Origin of the sequence: Streptomyces auratus (assembly GCF_050433025.1) — a bacterium.
GTDB classification, from domain to species: domain Bacteria; phylum Actinomycetota; class Actinomycetes; order Streptomycetales; family Streptomycetaceae; genus Streptomyces; species Streptomyces sioyaensis.
Genome location: NZ_JBNGCB010000003.1, coordinates 2,353,887 through 2,369,257 on the forward strand (window position 1 = coordinate 2,353,887; position 15,371 = coordinate 2,369,257).

General features: G+C 71.7%; 14 protein-coding genes. 8 read left to right on the forward strand and 6 right to left on the reverse strand.

Annotated features, from left to right (window positions below):
• Positions 1 to 218 precede the first annotated feature (218 nt).
• From uraD to BKA18_RS30005, 5 genes are all read left to right on the forward strand, one after another.
• Positions 219 to 731, forward strand: a complete 513-nt coding sequence (gene uraD / locus BKA18_RS29985; RefSeq protein ID WP_366045890.1) for a 2-oxo-4-hydroxy-4-carboxy-5-ureidoimidazoline decarboxylase — start codon at positions 219 to 221, stop codon at positions 729 to 731.
• A complete protein-coding gene (gene uraH, locus BKA18_RS29990) occupies positions 728 to 1,135 on the forward strand; it encodes a hydroxyisourate hydrolase (protein ID WP_006602248.1) in 408 nt (135 codons plus the stop codon). Before uraD ends, uraH begins: the two co-directional genes overlap by 4 nt.
• Positions 1,136 to 1,142: 7 nt before the next feature.
• Positions 1,143 to 2,090, forward strand: a complete 948-nt coding sequence (gene pucL / locus BKA18_RS29995; RefSeq protein WP_006602247.1) for a factor-independent urate hydroxylase — start codon at positions 1,143 to 1,145, stop codon at positions 2,088 to 2,090.
• Positions 2,091 to 2,413: 323 nt separating this feature from the next.
• Entirely contained in the window at positions 2,414 to 3,817 is a 1,404-nt protein-coding gene (locus tag BKA18_RS30000; RefSeq protein WP_366045862.1) for an 8-oxoguanine deaminase, read from the forward strand.
• Positions 3,818 to 4,107: 290 nt separating this feature from the next.
• Complete coding sequence (locus tag BKA18_RS30005) at positions 4,108 to 5,550, forward strand: nucleobase:cation symporter-2 family protein (RefSeq protein WP_366045891.1); 1,443 nt, start codon at positions 4,108 to 4,110, stop codon at positions 5,548 to 5,550.
• A 92-nt stretch (positions 5,551 to 5,642) separates the two neighbouring features.
• Here the strand turns inward: BKA18_RS30005 and BKA18_RS30010 are convergent, their stop codons facing one another.
• Complete coding sequence (locus BKA18_RS30010; protein WP_366045863.1) at positions 5,643 to 6,245, reverse strand: TetR/AcrR family transcriptional regulator; 603 nt, start codon at positions 6,243 to 6,245, stop codon at positions 5,643 to 5,645.
• A gap of 304 nt (positions 6,246 to 6,549) precedes the next feature.
• On the opposite strand from BKA18_RS30010, the gene BKA18_RS30015 reads away from it, so the two are divergent.
• Positions 6,550 to 7,953 (forward strand): M20/M25/M40 family metallo-hydrolase, encoded by a 1,404-nt coding sequence (locus tag BKA18_RS30015; protein WP_366045864.1) that lies wholly within the window; start codon positions 6,550 to 6,552, stop codon positions 7,951 to 7,953.
• Positions 7,954 to 8,077: 124 nt separating this feature from the next.
• Here the strand turns inward: BKA18_RS30015 and aceB are convergent, their stop codons facing one another.
• The 3 genes from aceB to BKA18_RS30030 all read right to left on the reverse strand — a co-directional run bounded on the left by aceB (position 8,078) and on the right by BKA18_RS30030 (position 10,931).
• Complete coding sequence (aceB, locus tag BKA18_RS30020) at positions 8,078 to 9,706, reverse strand: malate synthase A (protein ID WP_366045865.1); 1,629 nt, start codon at positions 9,704 to 9,706, stop codon at positions 8,078 to 8,080.
• A gap of 278 nt (positions 9,707 to 9,984) precedes the next feature.
• Entirely contained in the window at positions 9,985 to 10,563 is a 579-nt protein-coding gene (locus tag BKA18_RS30025) for a nucleotidyltransferase family protein (RefSeq protein WP_366045892.1), read from the reverse strand.
• Positions 10,564 to 10,706: 143 nt separating this feature from the next.
• The gene (locus BKA18_RS30030; RefSeq protein WP_366045866.1) at positions 10,707 to 10,931 is read right to left on the reverse strand and encodes a hypothetical protein; all 225 of its coding nucleotides are present in this window, start codon (positions 10,929 to 10,931) and stop codon (positions 10,707 to 10,709) included.
• 583 nt (positions 10,932 to 11,514) lie between these two features.
• Here BKA18_RS30030 and BKA18_RS30035 point away from each other — a divergent pair.
• Entirely contained in the window at positions 11,515 to 11,832 is a 318-nt protein-coding gene (locus tag BKA18_RS30035; protein WP_366045867.1) for a DUF5955 family protein, read from the forward strand.
• Between the two features lie 44 nt (positions 11,833 to 11,876).
• Here BKA18_RS30035 and BKA18_RS30040 read toward each other — a convergent pair whose 3' ends face one another.
• Positions 11,877 to 12,674 (reverse strand): IclR family transcriptional regulator, encoded by a 798-nt coding sequence (locus BKA18_RS30040; RefSeq protein WP_366045868.1) that lies wholly within the window; start codon positions 12,672 to 12,674, stop codon positions 11,877 to 11,879.
• Between the two features lie 514 nt (positions 12,675 to 13,188).
• Between BKA18_RS30040 and allB the strand changes: the two genes are divergently transcribed.
• Complete coding sequence (gene allB, locus BKA18_RS30045; protein ID WP_429638717.1) at positions 13,189 to 14,553, forward strand: allantoinase AllB; 1,365 nt, start codon at positions 13,189 to 13,191, stop codon at positions 14,551 to 14,553.
• 92 nt (positions 14,554 to 14,645) lie between these two features.
• Here the strand turns inward: allB and BKA18_RS30050 are convergent, their stop codons facing one another.
• Positions 14,646 to 15,326, reverse strand: coding sequence for a thiaminase II/PqqC family protein (locus tag BKA18_RS30050; RefSeq protein ID WP_366045870.1), 681 nt, complete (start codon positions 15,324 to 15,326; stop codon positions 14,646 to 14,648).
• Between the last annotated feature and the right edge of the window lie 45 nt (positions 15,327 to 15,371).

Consider the following 15,371-nt stretch of genomic DNA (forward strand, 5'->3'; position numbering starts at 1 on the left):
CGGGGCGAGCGGCGGGGCGAGCGGGGCGGCATTTCCGTCCGGAATCACCCGACGGTGGCTTTTGTGTCGCCGAGTTTTCAACAAAGTGTTGACGTGGTGTTGCCGGGGGTCTTAGCTGTTTCCAGCCAACCAGAGCTGTCTCGCACCACCTGCCGCACCACCTGCCACGGAGGCTTCCCGTGTCTTCGAGTTCACCGCGCTCGACGGGGGACACCCCCGTGCCCCCGCCGGGGCTCAGCCGGCTCAACACCGCCGACGACGAGGCGGCCCGGTCCGCACTGCACGAGGCGTGTGCCAGCCGGGCATGGGGAGACCGGATTCTCGCCGGGCGCCCCTACGCCACCACCGACGCCCTGTGCGCCGCGAGCGACGCCGCCATGGCCGAGCTGACCGCGGACGATCTGGCCGAGGCGGTGGCCGGGCACCCGCCCATCGGCCGGCCCACGCCGGGAGACCCGACCTCGCACCGCGAGCAGAGCGGGATGGCCGGCGCCTCCGCCGCGCTCAAGGCGGAGCTGCTCGAACTCAACCTGGCCTACCAGGACAAGTTCGGGCACACCTTCCTGATCTGCGCCTCCGGCCGCACCGGTGAGGAGATGCGGGACGCCGTCCGGCACCGGATCGACAACACGCCGGAACAGGAACGAGAGATCGTCCGGGTGGAGCTCGGCAAGATCAACCGCATTCGTCTGACCCGGATCGCGGAGCACGCAGAAGGAGACGCAGCATGAGCAGCGAGACGGCAGCACCGACGTCGGTGTCCACACACATCCTGGACACCAGCGTGGGCCGCCCCGCGGAGGGAGTCGCCCTCACGCTCTCGGTGCGCTCCGGCAGCGACGGCGCCTGGACCGCCCACGGCGCGTCCACCACCGACGCGGACGGACGCTGCAAGGACCTGCCGGCGCTGCCGGACGGCACCACCCATGTGCGCCTCGACTTCGCCGTCGAGGAGTACTTCGTATCCAGCAAGGCACACCAGCAAGCCGAGGAACAGCAGGACGCCCCCCGCGCAAGGGACAGCGGAGTCTTCTTCCCGGAGGTGGCGATCACCTTTGCCGTCACCCCGGGCGAGCACTATCACGTACCGCTGCTGCTCAACCCGTTCGGCTACTCCGTATACCGAGGGAGCTAGCACCGACATGACTGCCCATTCCCGCCCGGTGATGCTCGGCCAGAACCAGTACGGCAAAGCGGAAAACCGCGTCGTCAAGATCACCCGCGAGGGGGACACCCACCACATCAAGGACCTCAACGTCTCGGTCTCGCTCTCCGGCGACCTGGAAGAGGTCCACCTCTCCGGCTCCAACGCGCACTGCCTGCCCACCGATACGACCAAGAACACCGTCTACGCCTTCGCCAAGGAGTACGGGATCGAGTCGGCCGAGCAGTTCGGCATCCATCTGGCCCGGCACTTCGTCACCAGCCAGGAACCGATCCACCGGGCCCGCATCCGGATCGAGGAGTACGCCTGGGAGCGGATCGCCGGCTCCGACGCCAACTCCCGCTTCATCGGCTCCGACGAGGTCAAGCACTCCTTCGTCCGCAAGGGCCAGGAGACCCGGCTGACCGAGATCACCTACGACGGTGAGCAGTGGCAGGTCATCTCCGGTCTCAAGGACCTGGTGGTGATGAACTCCACCAACTCGGAGTTCTGGGGCTACATCAAGGACAAGTACACGACCCTGAAGGAGGCCTACGACCGCATCCTGGCCACCGAGGTGTCCGCCCGCTGGCGGTTCAACTGGACCGACGACGACCAGCGGATGCCCGGCTGGGAGCGTTCGTACGAGCAGGTCAAGAAGCACATCCTGCAGGCGTTCGCGGAGACCTACAGCCTCTCGCTCCAGCAGACGCTGTACCAGATGGGCTCGCGCGTGATCAACCATCGTTCCGAGATCGACGAGATCCGCTTCTCGCTCCCGAACAAGCACCACTTCCTGGTGGATCTGGAGCCGTTCGGGATCAAGAACGACACCGCCGACGGAGCTGTCTACTACGCGGCGGACCGCCCGTACGGCCTGATCGAAGCCACCGTCCTGCGCGACGGTGTCGAAGCCCGGATCCCCGTGGATCTGACCAACCTCTGAGCGTCCCGACGCCACGCCACGCCGTGCCCGCTCCCCGTCCCGCAGCGGGGAGGGGCACGCACCCCGAGGGGAGCGACCTATGGCACAGCAACCGCACACACGCTCCCGCTCCCGCTGCTCTTCCCCGCACTCGGCACCCGGAGCACTCCACGGGCGGCGGCCCTGTCAGCCGTCCCGCCCGGCTCCGGCACTCAACTCCGTAGGGCCATGCCGTGCCCTCCCCCTGGGACTCCGGCCGTCCCCCGCTCCCGACGCCGTTCGGGCGGGAGGACCTGCACCGTCCAGGGGGATCCCCATGCCGGAACCGAAAGAAGGAAAGCACCATGGCTGCATCGGCATCCCCTGACGGCGCGGTGACGCAGCGCATCGTCATCGAGAACTGTGCCCTCGCGACCGTCGACGCCCAGGACACCGAGTACGCCACCGGCCATGTGGTGGTCGCGGGCAACCTCATCGAGTCGGTGGGCGCGGGCAAGGCGCCCGAGGGGCTTCCGGGCGTCGTACGCCGGGTGGACGGCACCGGACATCTGGTCACGCCCGGCCTGGTCAACACCCACCACCACTTCTACCAGTGGCTCACCCGCGGGCTGGCCACCGACCACAACCTGTTCAACTGGCTGGTCGCGCTCTACCCGACCTGGGCGCGGATCGACGCCCCGATGCTCGCCGCCGCCACCCAGGGCTCGCTCGGCATGATGGTCAAGGGCGGCGTCACCACCGCCGCCGACCACCACTACGTCTTCCCCCGGGGCTCCGGCGACCTCGTCGGCGCCGAACTGGCGGCCGCCGCCGAGATCGGCGCCCGGATCACCCTGGCCCGCGGCTCCATGGACCGCAGCGAGAAGGACGGCGGGCTGCCCCCGGACTTCGCCGTCGAGACCACCGAGGGCGCCCTGCTGGCGACCGAGGAGGCCATCGACAAGCACCACGACGCCTCCTTCGGCTCGATGGTGCACATCGCCGCCGCGCCCTGCTCGCCGTTCTCCGTCTCCACCGCACTCATGCGGGAGGGCGCCGCACTGGCCCGCCGTAAGGGCGTGCGGATGCACACCCACGGCTCGGAGACCGTGGAGGAGGAGAAGTTCTGCCATGAGCTGTTCGGCATGGGACCCACCGACTACTTCGAGTCGACCGGCTGGCTCGGTGACGACGTGTGGATGGCGCACTGCGTCCACATGAACGACTCCGATATCGCCGCCTTCGCCCGCACCGGCACCGGCGTCGCACACTGCCCGTCCTCCAACGCCCGCCTCGCGGCCGGCATCGCCCGCGTCCCCGACATGCTGGCGGCCGGCGTCCCGGTCGGCCTCGGCGTGGACGGCACCGCCTCCAACGAGTCCGGCGAACTCCACACCGAGCTGCGCAACGCCCTGCTGATCAACCGCCTCGGCGCCCACCGGGAGGCCGCGCTGAACGCCCGCAAGGCGCTGCGGCTGGGCACGTACGGCGGTGCGCAGGTCCTCGGCCGGACCGCCGAGCTCGGTTCGCTGGAGGCCGGCAAGCTCGCCGACCTGGTGCTGTGGAAGCTGGACGGCCTCGGCCACTCCTCCATCGCCGACCCGGTCACCGCGCTGGTCTTCGGCCCGCCCGCACCGGTCACCCTCTCCCTCGTCGGCGGCCGGCCGGTCGTCGAGGACAACCACCTCAGCAACGTCGACGAGGACGCCCTCGCCCGCACCGCGCGGGCCGAGGCACAGCGTCTGGCCCGGATCGCCGCCGGGGACTGACCCCCTGGCGCGGCCCTGCGGCCGACGACCCCTGACTCGGCCGGGAGGGACGGCTCCCGGCCGGGCTTGTGGATCCGAGCGGGATCCACAAGCGCCGGACCCGGGGGTACGGGATCTGCCCGCACCCCCGGGACGGTCGGCCTCGCCGCCGTCCACGCGCCACAAGCGCACCGCACGCAGCACCGCTCACCAGGCGGCCACCACCACGCACCACAGGCAAGACCTCCGTGACAGCCTCGCCTCGCCGGCCCCGGCGACGCAGAAAACGAAGGAGGCCCGCAGTGGCCGCAATGACCGGGCAGAAGCCGGAGGGGGACCGGAAACACCCCGTTGACGAGACCCTCCCGCCCCTGAAGATGTTCACCAGCGGCCTCCAGCACGTGGCCGCGATGTACGCGGGTGTGGTGGCCCCGCCGATGATCGTGGGGCCGGCCTGCGGGCTCAGCGCCACCGAAACCGCGTTCCTGATGGGCGCCAGCCTGTTCACCGCGGGCATCGCGACGCTGCTGCAGACGCTGGGGTTCTGGAAGGTCGGCGCCCGGCTGCCGTTCGTGAACGGGGTCTCCTTCGCCGGTGTCACCCCGATGGTCGCCATCGGCAAGGCCCAGAGCCCCGGCCATGCGCTGCCGATCATCTTCGGTGCCGTGATCGTCGCCGGTGTGCTGGGGTTCCTCCTCGCCCCGTACTTCTCCAAGCTCGTACGGTTCTTCCCGCCGGTGGTCACCGGCACCGTCATCACCCTGATCGGCGTCTCGCTGCTGCCGGTGGCCTTCAACTGGTCCCAGGGCGGCAATCCGCAGGCCCCTGACTACGGTTCACCGACCAACATCGGGATGGCCGCGCTGACCTTTGTGATCGTGCTGGTGCTGCGCCGGGTGCTGCGCGGCTTCCTCCAGCAGATCGCGATCCTGCTCGGGCTGGTCGCCGGCACGCTGATCGCGATACCCGTCGGGATCACCCACTTCGCCGCCCTCGGCAAGGCGTCCCTGATCGGTTTCCCGACGCCGTTCCACTTCGGTGCCCCGCAGTTCGACATCGCCGCGATCGTCTCCATGTGCATCGTGATGCTGGTCTGCATGACCGAGTCGACGGCCGACATGCTCGCCCTCGGAAAGATCGTCGGCCGTCCGGCGGACGAGCGCACCATCGAGGGCGGACTGCGCGCCGACACCCTGGGCACGGCCCTCAGCCCGCTGTTCAACGGCTTCGCCAACAGCGCCTTCGCCCAGAACATCGGCCTGGTCGCGATGACCAAGGTGCGCAGCCGCTACGTCGTGGCGACCGGCGGGCTGATCCTGATCGTGCTGGGCCTGTGTCCGGTGGCCGCCTCGGTGATCTCGTTGGTCCCGCTGCCGGTGCTCGGCGGCGCCGGCATCGTGCTGTTCGGCTCGGTGGCCGCCAGCGGCATCCAGACGCTGGCCTCCGCCGCCATGGAGAAGGGCGACAACGCCCTGATCGTCGCGGCCGCCGTCGGCATCGGGCTGATCCCGATCGCCGCGCCGGACTTCTACCACACCCTCCCCAAGGACCTGCTGGTCGTTCTGGACTCCGGCATCAGCACCGGCTGTCTGGTCGCCATCGTCCTCAACCTCGCCTTCAACCACTTCGGCGGCAGGGACGCGGAAACGGCGCCGGACGCCGGTGCCCCCGGCGATCCGGAGGTCGCGCCACCACCGCGCCTCGCCACCGAGGGCGGCGCCGGCGAGCCCGCGGCGGCGGCGCCCGCCCACTGACGCCGGAACGGGACAACGGCAAACGGCCCGTACGGGAGCGGCAACCGCAGCTTCCCTACGGGCCGTCGGGCTGTTCGAGCGCGGATGTGGCGTCAGCCGGTGCGGTGGCTCTCGCCGTACGCTGTCCGGTCCTGCGGGGATCGGTCCAGCAGCCCGGACAGCAGCTCGCGGAGCCCGGGCACCGGGTCGAAGTCCTCGTCAGGGAAGGCGAGTTGCCGGACAACGACGCCGTCCATGTAGTCGAGGAGGATCCCGCAGTGCCGCTGCGGCGCCGGTGAACCGAAGCGCCGCAGCCACTCCGCGCCCCAGCCGACGACGGCCTCCCGCCCGCGGGTGAGCGCCGGGCGGAGCTCGGGCCGGGACGTGGACTCCAGGTAGAGCGCGAAGCGGGCGGCGGTCCTGGCGCGCTCGGGGCCGGTCGCGTCCCGCAGGAACCGGCCGACGGCAGCGGCGAGTTCACCCGCATCGGCCGGGGCGGCCGCCGCGGCGAAGGCTTCCCAGTCGCGGCGCTCCAGCTCCTGGAGGTGGTCGACGATGCCGCCGATCAGGGCCGTCCGGTTGCGGAAGTAGTTGGAGGCGGTGCCCGACGGAACCCCTGCCGCGGCGTCCACGGCCTGATAGGTCAGGCGCCGCGCGCCCTCGCTGCCCAGTACCTGGATCCCCGCGTCCAGGACCTGCTCCCGCCGTCGTGCCACGCCGCGCGCCCTTCGTGCCGTGCCCGTTCGTCCTGCTTGTGCAGGGGCGAGACACTATAGACATAGTGCCGCGAGGGGATCGGGTGCCGGCGCGCGTGCGGTGCGGAGCGTGCGGTCGGTGGCCTCCGTGGGCCCCGCCCCGAGCCCCCGGTCGGCCACGCGCCCGGCGGGCCCCACCGGGGCGCGAGCCCTCGCGCACATAACAGCATTTACTGTGCTATGCCGGGTATGCTGCATCGGCCCTGACAGGGAGTCAGGTGATCGATGTGTGCGCGGCGACGGCGCCACGGAGAGGGGTTCCGCGGTGGACGAGCACGCCGGCGACCCGCCCTTCCGCCGCACCGGCACGGCCCGCGGCACTCTGGAGAGCACCGTCGACGCCCTGATGGACGGGGTGTGCGCCGACCTCAAGCGGCTCGCGGCCATCCCGTCGATCGCCTTCCCCGGCTTCTCCCCCGAACCGGTGCTGCAGGCCCGCGACCTGCTCGTCGCCCTGCTCCGGGACGCCGGTGTGGCCGATATCGGCGAGCTCAACCTCCCCGGCACCGCCCCCGTCATCACCGGCAGCCTCCCGCCGCCCACTCCCGAGGCCCCCACCGTCCTCCTCTACGGCCACTACGACGTCCAGCCGCCCGGTGAGGAGCGGCTCTGGGACTCCCCGCCCTTCGAGCCGACCGACATCGAGGGCGGCATCCGGGCCCGCGGCATCGCCGACGACAAGGCCAACCTCATGGTCCACATCGGTGCGCTGCGGGCCTACGGCGGCCGTCCGCCGGTCGGCATCAGGATCGTCTTCGAGGGGCAGGAGGAGTACGGCAGCGCCTTCGACGACTACCCGCCCACCGAGCCCGGCCTCTTCGCCTGCGACGCGATGATCATCGCCGACACCGGCAACATCCGCCCCGGCACCCCCACCCTGACCACCGCCCTGCGCGGGTCCGCCGTGGTCTTCGCCGAGGTCCGCACCCTCCGGGCCGCCGTGCACAGCGGCGCGTACGGCGGCGCCGCCCCCGACGCGCTGCTCGTCCTGCTCAAGGCCCTGGCGACGCTGCACGACGTGCACGGCGATGTCGCCGTCGAGGGCCTGCACCGCGAGCCGTGGGACGGCACCGCCTTCACCGACGACGAATTCCGCGAGGTGGCCGGGGTCCCGCACGGCACCCCGCTGCTCGGCTCCGGCGGCCTCGGCGAACGGCTGTGGAGCGGCCCCGCCGTCACCGTCATCGGCCTGGACGCGCCGCCCGTCGACCGCGCCGCCGCCGCGGTGGTCCCGTACGCCCGCGCCAAGCTCAACCTCCGTGTCCACCCGCGGCAGGACCCACGCGAGGCGCAGGCCGCCCTGATCCGCCATCTGCAACGGCTGCGCCCGTACGGCATCCCGCTCACCGTCACCCCGGGCGACGCGGGCCCCGGCTACGAAGCCGCCGCCGACGGACCCGCCTACCGCGCCGCCCGCACCGCCCTGCGCCGCGCCTGGGGCGCCGACCCCGTACACGCCGCGTCCGGCGGTTCCGTGCCCCTGGTCAACGGCCTGGCCAGGGCCGTACCGGACGCCGAGATCCTGCTCTTCGGCGCCGAGGACAGCCTCTGCGGTCTGCACGGCCCCAACGAACGGGTGCTGCTGTCCGAACTGCGCGGCGCCCTGCTCGCCGAGGCCGCCTTCATGGCCGAGTACGCCGCGACCTACCGTGCCGGCGAGCCGAGGTGACGGGTCGTCATCGACATCGGCGTCGTACGCGCGAGGAGCAGTTCGCCCGAGCGCAGCGCGAAGGGCCGGCACGCACCGCACAACGGCGGTCCGTACCGGCCCCCGGGTATGACGGGCGAAGGCCTCAGCGCAGCAGTTCGTACGCCGGCAGCGTCAGGAACTCCGCGTAGTCCGCATCCAGGGCGACCCGGAGCAGCAGGTCATGGGCCTGCTGCCAGCGGCCGGAGGTGAAGGCCTGCTCGCCGACCTCGGCGCGGATCGCGGCCAGTTGCTCCGCCGCGACCCGGCGCACCAGCTCCGCGGTGGCCCGTTCCCCGTTCTCGAAGACGACACCCGCGTCGACCCACTGCCAGATCTGGGAGCGGGAGATCTCGGCGGTGGCGGCGTCCTCCATCAGGCCGAAGATGGCGACGGCGCCCAGTCCGCGCAGCCAGGCTTCGATGTAGCGGGTGCCCACCTGAACGGCGTCGATCAGGCCCTGGTAGGTGGGCTTGGCGTCCAGGGAGTCGATCGCGATCAGATCCGCGGCCTTGACGTCGACGTCCTCGCGGAGCCGGTCCTTCTGGTTCGGCCGGTCGCCGAGCACCGCGTCGAAGGAGGCGCGGGCGATCGGGGCCAGGTCGGGGTGGGCGACCCAGGAGCCGTCGAAACCGTCGCCGGCCTCGCGGTCCTTGTCGTTCTTGACCTTGGCCAGGGCCCGCTCGTTGGCCTCGGGGTCCCGGCGGTTGGGGATGAAGGCCGCCATGCCGCCGATGGCGTGCGCACCGCGCTTGTGGCAGGTACGGACGAGGAGTTCGGTGTAGGCGCGCATGAACGGTGCCGTCATCGTGACCGCATTGCGGTCGGGCAGCACGAACTTGGCGCCGCCGTCACGGAAGTTCTTGACGATGGAGAAGAGGTAGTCCCAGCGGCCGGCGTTCAGCCCCGAGGCGTGCTCGCGCAGCTCGTAGAGGATCTCCTCCATCTCGTATGCGGCGGTGATGGTCTCGATGAGGACGGTGGCGCGCACCGTGCCCTGCGGGATGCCGACATAGTTCTGGGCGAAGACGAAGATCTCGTTCCAGAGGCGGGCCTCCAGGTGCGACTCGGTCTTCGGCAGATAGAAGTACGGTCCCTTGCCGAGGTCCAGCAGACGCTTGGCGTTGTGGAAGAAGTAGAGGCCGAAGTCGACCAGCGCGCCGGGGACCGGCCGCCCCTCGAACTGCAGGTGCCGCTCGTCCAGATGCCAGCCGCGCGGCCGCATCACGACGGTGGCGAGTTCGCCGGCGGGCTTGAGGGCGTAGCACTTGCCGGACGCCGGGTCGGTGAAGTCGATGCGCCGCTCGTAGGCGTCGATGAGGTTCAGCTGACCCGAGACGACGTTCTCCCAGGTCGGGGCCGACGCGTCCTCGAAGTCGGCGAGCCAGACCTTGGCGCCCGAGTTGAGCGCGTTGATGGTCATCTTGCGGTCGGTGGGGCCGGTGATCTCCACCCGGCGGTCGTTGAGCGCGGCGGGCGCCTCGGCGACCCGCCAGCTGTCGTCGGCGCGGATCTGCGCGGTCTCCGGCAGGAAGTCCAGGCTGCTGGTGCGGGCGATCTCGGCACGACGCTCGGCGCGGCGGGCGAGCAGCTCGTCACGGCGCGGGGTGAACCGTCGGTGGAGTTCGGCGACGAAGGCGAGCGCGGCGTCGGTGAGGACCTCGCCCTGCCGTTCGGGGGTGTGCGCGGGGTCGACTTCGACGATGGCCAGCGGGGACGGCGCTGGTGCGGACATGAGCTGTCACTCCATTCATCGGCGGTGCCGGCGGCCGCCGGGGGCGCCGGGCGGCACGGGGTGCCGCGGGCCCCGGGGTACGGTCGCGGGCGCCGTCTGGGTTCAGGGCGCTTCTGACCAGTGGAGACTAGTTTCCTTATCGCGGAACTTCAATGGTTTGTTGATGTCGAGATTCTCCGGGTCGACACACCCGCTGATCGAATGGCTCCCGGTGCCACGACAGTCACTCTCCATTACTCCCGCTCCGGTGGCGGGCGAGTGCCTGCCGGTGCGAAGGGTCACTCCAACCGGCGCAGATCCTCCGGGGTGTCGATGTCGTACGGCTCCGCGACATCGGCGCACTCGACCAGGGTGAGGGCGGCCGCATGCTGCTGGAGGTAGGCGCGCGCACCGCGGTCGCCCGTTGCGGTGGCGGCGATGTCCGGCCAGCGGTCGGCGCCGAAGAGCACCGGGTGGCCGCGCCGGCCGTCGTAGGCGGCACAGGCGAGCGAACTGCCGCCGTCGTACGCCGCCACCACCCGCGCCACCGCCGCGGCGCCGATACCCGGCTGGTCCACCAGGGACACCACGACCGCGTCCGCCCCCGAGCCGGCCAGCGCGGCCAGGCCCACCCGGAGCGACGAGCCCATGCCCTGCGCCCAGTCGGGGTTGTACCGGATGCGGTACGCGGAGAGCTCGGCCCGCTCGCGTACGGCATCGGCCGCCGCGCCCAGCACGATGTGGACGGGGTCGCAGCCGCCCTGTCGCAGGGCCCGCGCGGCGTGCTCGACCAGCGGCCGGCCCCGGTGGTCGAGCAGCGCCTTGGGCCGTCCCCCCAGGCGCCGCCCGCCACCCGCGGCGAGCAGCAGACCGGCCACCCGCCCTCCGGGCCGCCCGGCTTCCCGGGTCCCCTCAGGGACGTCCGGCCGGGCGCGGAGCGGCTGTTCGCCCGGATCTCTCGGTGCTGTCGGTGCCATGAGGACTGCATACCTCATGGCACCGTGGAGCATGGCCCGCCGGGTCAGGCGGCGTCGTCCGACGCGCGGGGGCGGGGAATGTGCGGCCGGAACCGTTCGCGCAGCTGATGCGTGCGCTCCTCCACGCGCCGCTGCTCGGCGACGTAACGGTCTATGTGCTCCAGCGTGATCTCGGAGGCATCGGACAGGCCGTACGCACGGCAGATGAGCTGTACGACGCTGACCCGACGCCGGTTCGAGCCGGTGTCGGGGCCGGAGTGGGGTTCCATGGCACTCTCCGATCCAGTGATATGCCGGATATTTCCTTGAAAGGGAGAATGCTCCATCGCGCCCTGCCATACGCCTCGTATCGGATGTGCCCACGCCATCGGGTGCCATGGGGAACGCATGTGCTGACGCATAATCAAGCCGAATTCGGGCATTGTGGGGCGGACCCGTTCCGGGGGTGCCGAGGCGGCCAACATCCGTCGCGAAACCGACTCTTCGGGCCAGGCCTCCCCTTCCTCGCCGGCGAGGTCCTGGCGCGGCCGGTGGCCGGATATCGTTCCTCCCCGCCGCGGACCCGCCCCGGAGCCCCGGATGACGGGACCCGTACCCCCGCCGCCTCACAGCAGGACCCGGAGCCGGTCGACCGTAAGCGCGCCCACCTGCCCGACGGCTATGTTTCCTGAGGTCAGGGGCGTGAGCGGGCGTACGAGCCGCGCTTCTGCCGGGTGCGCCGGCCGGACGATCGCCGGACGAATCCCGCCAGTGATCGGTTTTTTTCGCTCTCTGTATGGCGCGAGGAGCACAGAGTGGCGTTAACTGTCCGGCATCGCGGGTCGGGCAACGGCCACGGAGGACGCCGTCGTGGTGGAACAGCTGCAGAGTGACAGACGAACTACCGGGGTCGAGGGTGACCCCCGGGTCCATGAGCTACGCGGGGCAGTGGCGCGGCTGCGCCGCCAACTGGCCCTCCTTCCAGGGGAGTTGCTGGACCGGGCGGCCGCGGACGACGAGCTGGCCGCCTTGGATGCGATGGTGAGCCACGGCCTGCCCGAGGTGCCCCGGCTGCGTCGCTCGCTGCTGCTGATCGCCGGGGCGGTCGGCTCGGTGAGCGCGCTCTCGCCCGCGCTGACCGAAGTGCGGGAGGGTATCGACCGGTTCGGCGAGCTGCCCCGCCCCCGCTGAGGGGGCGCCGAGCCGAGTCTCCGGCGTCCGCCGCCCGCCTCCCATTACGCCGGCGCCTGGTTCGCCAGCGCCACCGAAAGCTGGGCCGCGACGTCCTGCAGCACCGGCACGATCGTGTCCGTCGCGGCCTCCGACACCCGGCCGGTCGGGCCGGAGATGGAGATCGCCGCGGAGGTGGGGGAGTTGGGCACCGGCACCGCGAGGCAGCGGACGCCGATCTCCTGCTCGTTGTCGTCGACCGCGTAGCCGAGGCGGCGGACATCGGCGAGCGCATCGAGGAAGCGGTCCGGGTCGGTGATCGTCTTGTCGGTCGCGGCGGGCATGCCCGTACGGCCGAGCAGTGCGCGGACCTCCTCCGGCGAGTGGTGGGCCAGCAGCGCCTTGCCCACGCCGGTGGAGTGCGGCAGCACCCGTCGGCCGACCTCGGTGAACATCCGCACCGCGTGCCGGGAGGGGACCTGGGCGACATAGACGATCTCGTCGCCGTCGAGCAGCGCCATATTGGCGGTTTCGCCGGTCTCCTCGACCAGGCGGGCCAGGAACGGCCGGGCCCAGGTGCCCAGCAGCCGCGAGGCGCTCTCGCCGAGCCGGATCAGCCGCGGGCCGAGCGCATAGCGGCGGTTGGGCTGCTGGCGGACGTAGCCGCAGGCGACGAGGGTGCGCATCAGCCGGTGGATGGTGGGCAGCGGCAGTCCGCTGCTGCTGGAGAGCTCGCTCAGACCGACCTCGCCGCCGGCGTCGGCCATCCGCTCGAGCAGGTCGAAGGCGCGCTCAAGGGACTGGACACCGCCGCCGGCGGGCTTGGCTTCGGCGGCGGAGGTGCTGGCGCTGGACGACGGCACGTCGCGTTCCTTTCGGGCGGGGCGGATCGGTCTCGGCAGGGCTCACGGGCGCCGGGCCCGATCGGAGAAGCCTACCGGTCCCCTTACCGTGGCACACGGCGTCTTGCGCACTCGTTCCCGCCGGTCAGGCCCTCTTTGTCCCAGGCTGTGAACCCTCGGGCCGACGGCCGGCCGTGCGCTCCCGGTGGCGCCAGTGGACAGAGCTACGTTCTGTTGAGCGAAATTTCTTATCCATTCTATGGAATCCTCCAAGGGAAGGGGTGGAAGGGGATTCCCGGGCATTCGGCGCCTTTTCCTGCCTCGGCCTTCGGTGTGACCGTGTCGGCCTCCTGGGATGCCGGGTCGGGCGCGGCGGCGCCGGGCCAGGGGTCTTGACGGGTCGGGGTCCGGAGTGAAGACTCGTTCAACAGACTGTTGAATTCTGCCGGTCAAGCCAAGGCGGACGCTGTGCTCCGGAGGTCCGGCCGCCCCGTCGGCCATGCGCCGCACACGCCGTCGGCCAACGATGGAAGACATGAGACGAGGAGGGGACCGGGTGTCCGAACGAGAGCTGGTGCTGCGCTCCACACGCGTCGTCACCCCGCAGGGCACGCGCGCCGCGTCCGTCACCGTTCAGGACGGCACGATCACCGCGGTGCTGCCGTACGACGCCCCGGCTCCGGCCGGGGCGCGGGTGGTGGACTTCGGAGCCGACGCCCTGCTGCCCGGCCTCGTCGACACCCACGTCCACGTCAACGACCCCGGCCGCACCGAGTGGGAAGGCTTCTGGACCGCCACCCGCGCGGCCGCGGCCGGCGGGATCACCACCCTCGTCGACATGCCGCTCAACAGCCTGCCGCCCACGACCACCACGGCGCACCTCGACACCAAGCGCGCGGTGGCCCGCGACAAGGCCCATGTCGACGTCGGCTTCTGGGGTGGCGCCATCCCCGGCAACGTCAAGGATCTGCGCCCGCTGCACGACGCCGGCGTCTTCGGCTTCAAGTGCTTTCTGTCGCCCTCCGGCGTGGACGAGTTCCCCGCGGTCGACCAGGAGCAACTGGCCGCCGCGCTGGGCGAGATCGCCGGCTTCGGCGGCCTGCTGATCGTGCACGCCGAGGACCCGGGCCACCTGGACGCGGCACCCGTACCGCATGGCCCCAAGTACGCCGACTTCCTCGCCTCCCGCCCCCGGATCTCCGAGAACGACGCCATCGCCGGGCTGATCGAACTCGCCGCGCGGCTCCGCGCACGAGTGCATGTGCTGCATCTGTCCTCCGCCGACGCGCTGCCGCTGATCGCCGCCGCCAAGCGCGAGGGCGTCCAGCTCACCGTCGAGACCTGCCCGCACTTCCTGACCCTGGCCGCCGAGGACATCCCGGACGGCGCCACGGAGTTCAAGTGCTGCCCGCCGATCCGCGAGGCCGGCAACCAGGACGCGCTGTGGGCGGGGCTGGCCGACGGCACCATCGACTGCATCGTCTCCGACCACTCGCCCTCCACCGCCGACCTCAAGACCGCCGACTTCGGCGCGGCCTGGGGCGGCATCTCCTCCCTCCAGCTGGGCCTGCCCGCCATCTGGACCGCGGCCCGGGCGCGCGGGCACCGTCTCGACGACGTGGTGCGCTGGATGGCCACCGCCCCCGCGGCGCTGGCCGGCCTCGACCGGAAGGGCGCCATCGAGCCCGGCCGGGACGCGGACTTCGCGGTCCTCGCCCCCGAGGAGACCTTCACCGTCGACCCGCAGGCTCTCCAGCACCGCAACAAGATCACCGCGTACGCGGGGAAGACCCTGCACGGCGTCGTGCGGTCCACCTGGCTGCGCGGCCGGCAGATCAACGACGGCGCCACCCTGGCCGAGCCCACCGGTGAGCTGCTGCAGCGGCCGCAGGGCGGATGAGCGGCGGCCGCTGAACGGTCCGCGGCCGCCACGGTCGGCCCCGGCCCTTCGTCACGGTCGGCTCCGGCCCTTCGCCGGGGCCGCCGGGCGGGTCAGTCCGCGACCGCGTCCCAGAACATGAGCTCGTACGCCTGGAGGAGACGGCCGTAGCGGTGCGCCATGGCCGGCTGCGCCTGGCCGGTGTCGAGGCCGTGCTGTACCGCCGCGCGGGCCTTCTCCTCGACGGCCGGCGCCGGCTCGGCGAAGAACCCGAAGAAGTCCCGGGCCGCCTCCGGGAAGGCGTAATGCTCCCGCATCGCGGCCTCGACGATCGCGCAACAGCCGCCCCAGGCGGCGAAGTTGGCGGTCAGTGCGATCGCCACATCGGTCGGCTCGCCGCCGAGGGCGAGCCGCGCCGCGTAGGAGGGGTACGCCTGACAGCCGGGGCGCGGCCGGTACTGGGCGATCTCCCGCTCGGTCAGCTCGCAGGCATCCGCCAGCCCGGCCAGCTGTTTCAGGGCCTGCGTCTCGCCCTGGACCAGCAGATCGAAGAAGTCGGCGACCGGCGGATCGCCGTCCGCCCGCCGCGCCAGATGCTGGAAGCTGAGCCGGTCGGCGGCGATCACCTGATGCTGTTCGAGGGCAAAGGTGGCGAACACCGAGCGCGGCGCCGTCCCCGCCTCGATCCGCGCGACCAGCCGGTTGGCATCGGTGTCCGGGGCGAGCACCCGCACCGCGTCGTCGAGCACGGCGGTCGCGGTCGGGCGGGGGGCGTCGGGGGCGGGTCGGGCCATGGTGTCGGTCTCCTCCGGGGCGAGGGCGGTGGCCAGCGCCTCAGA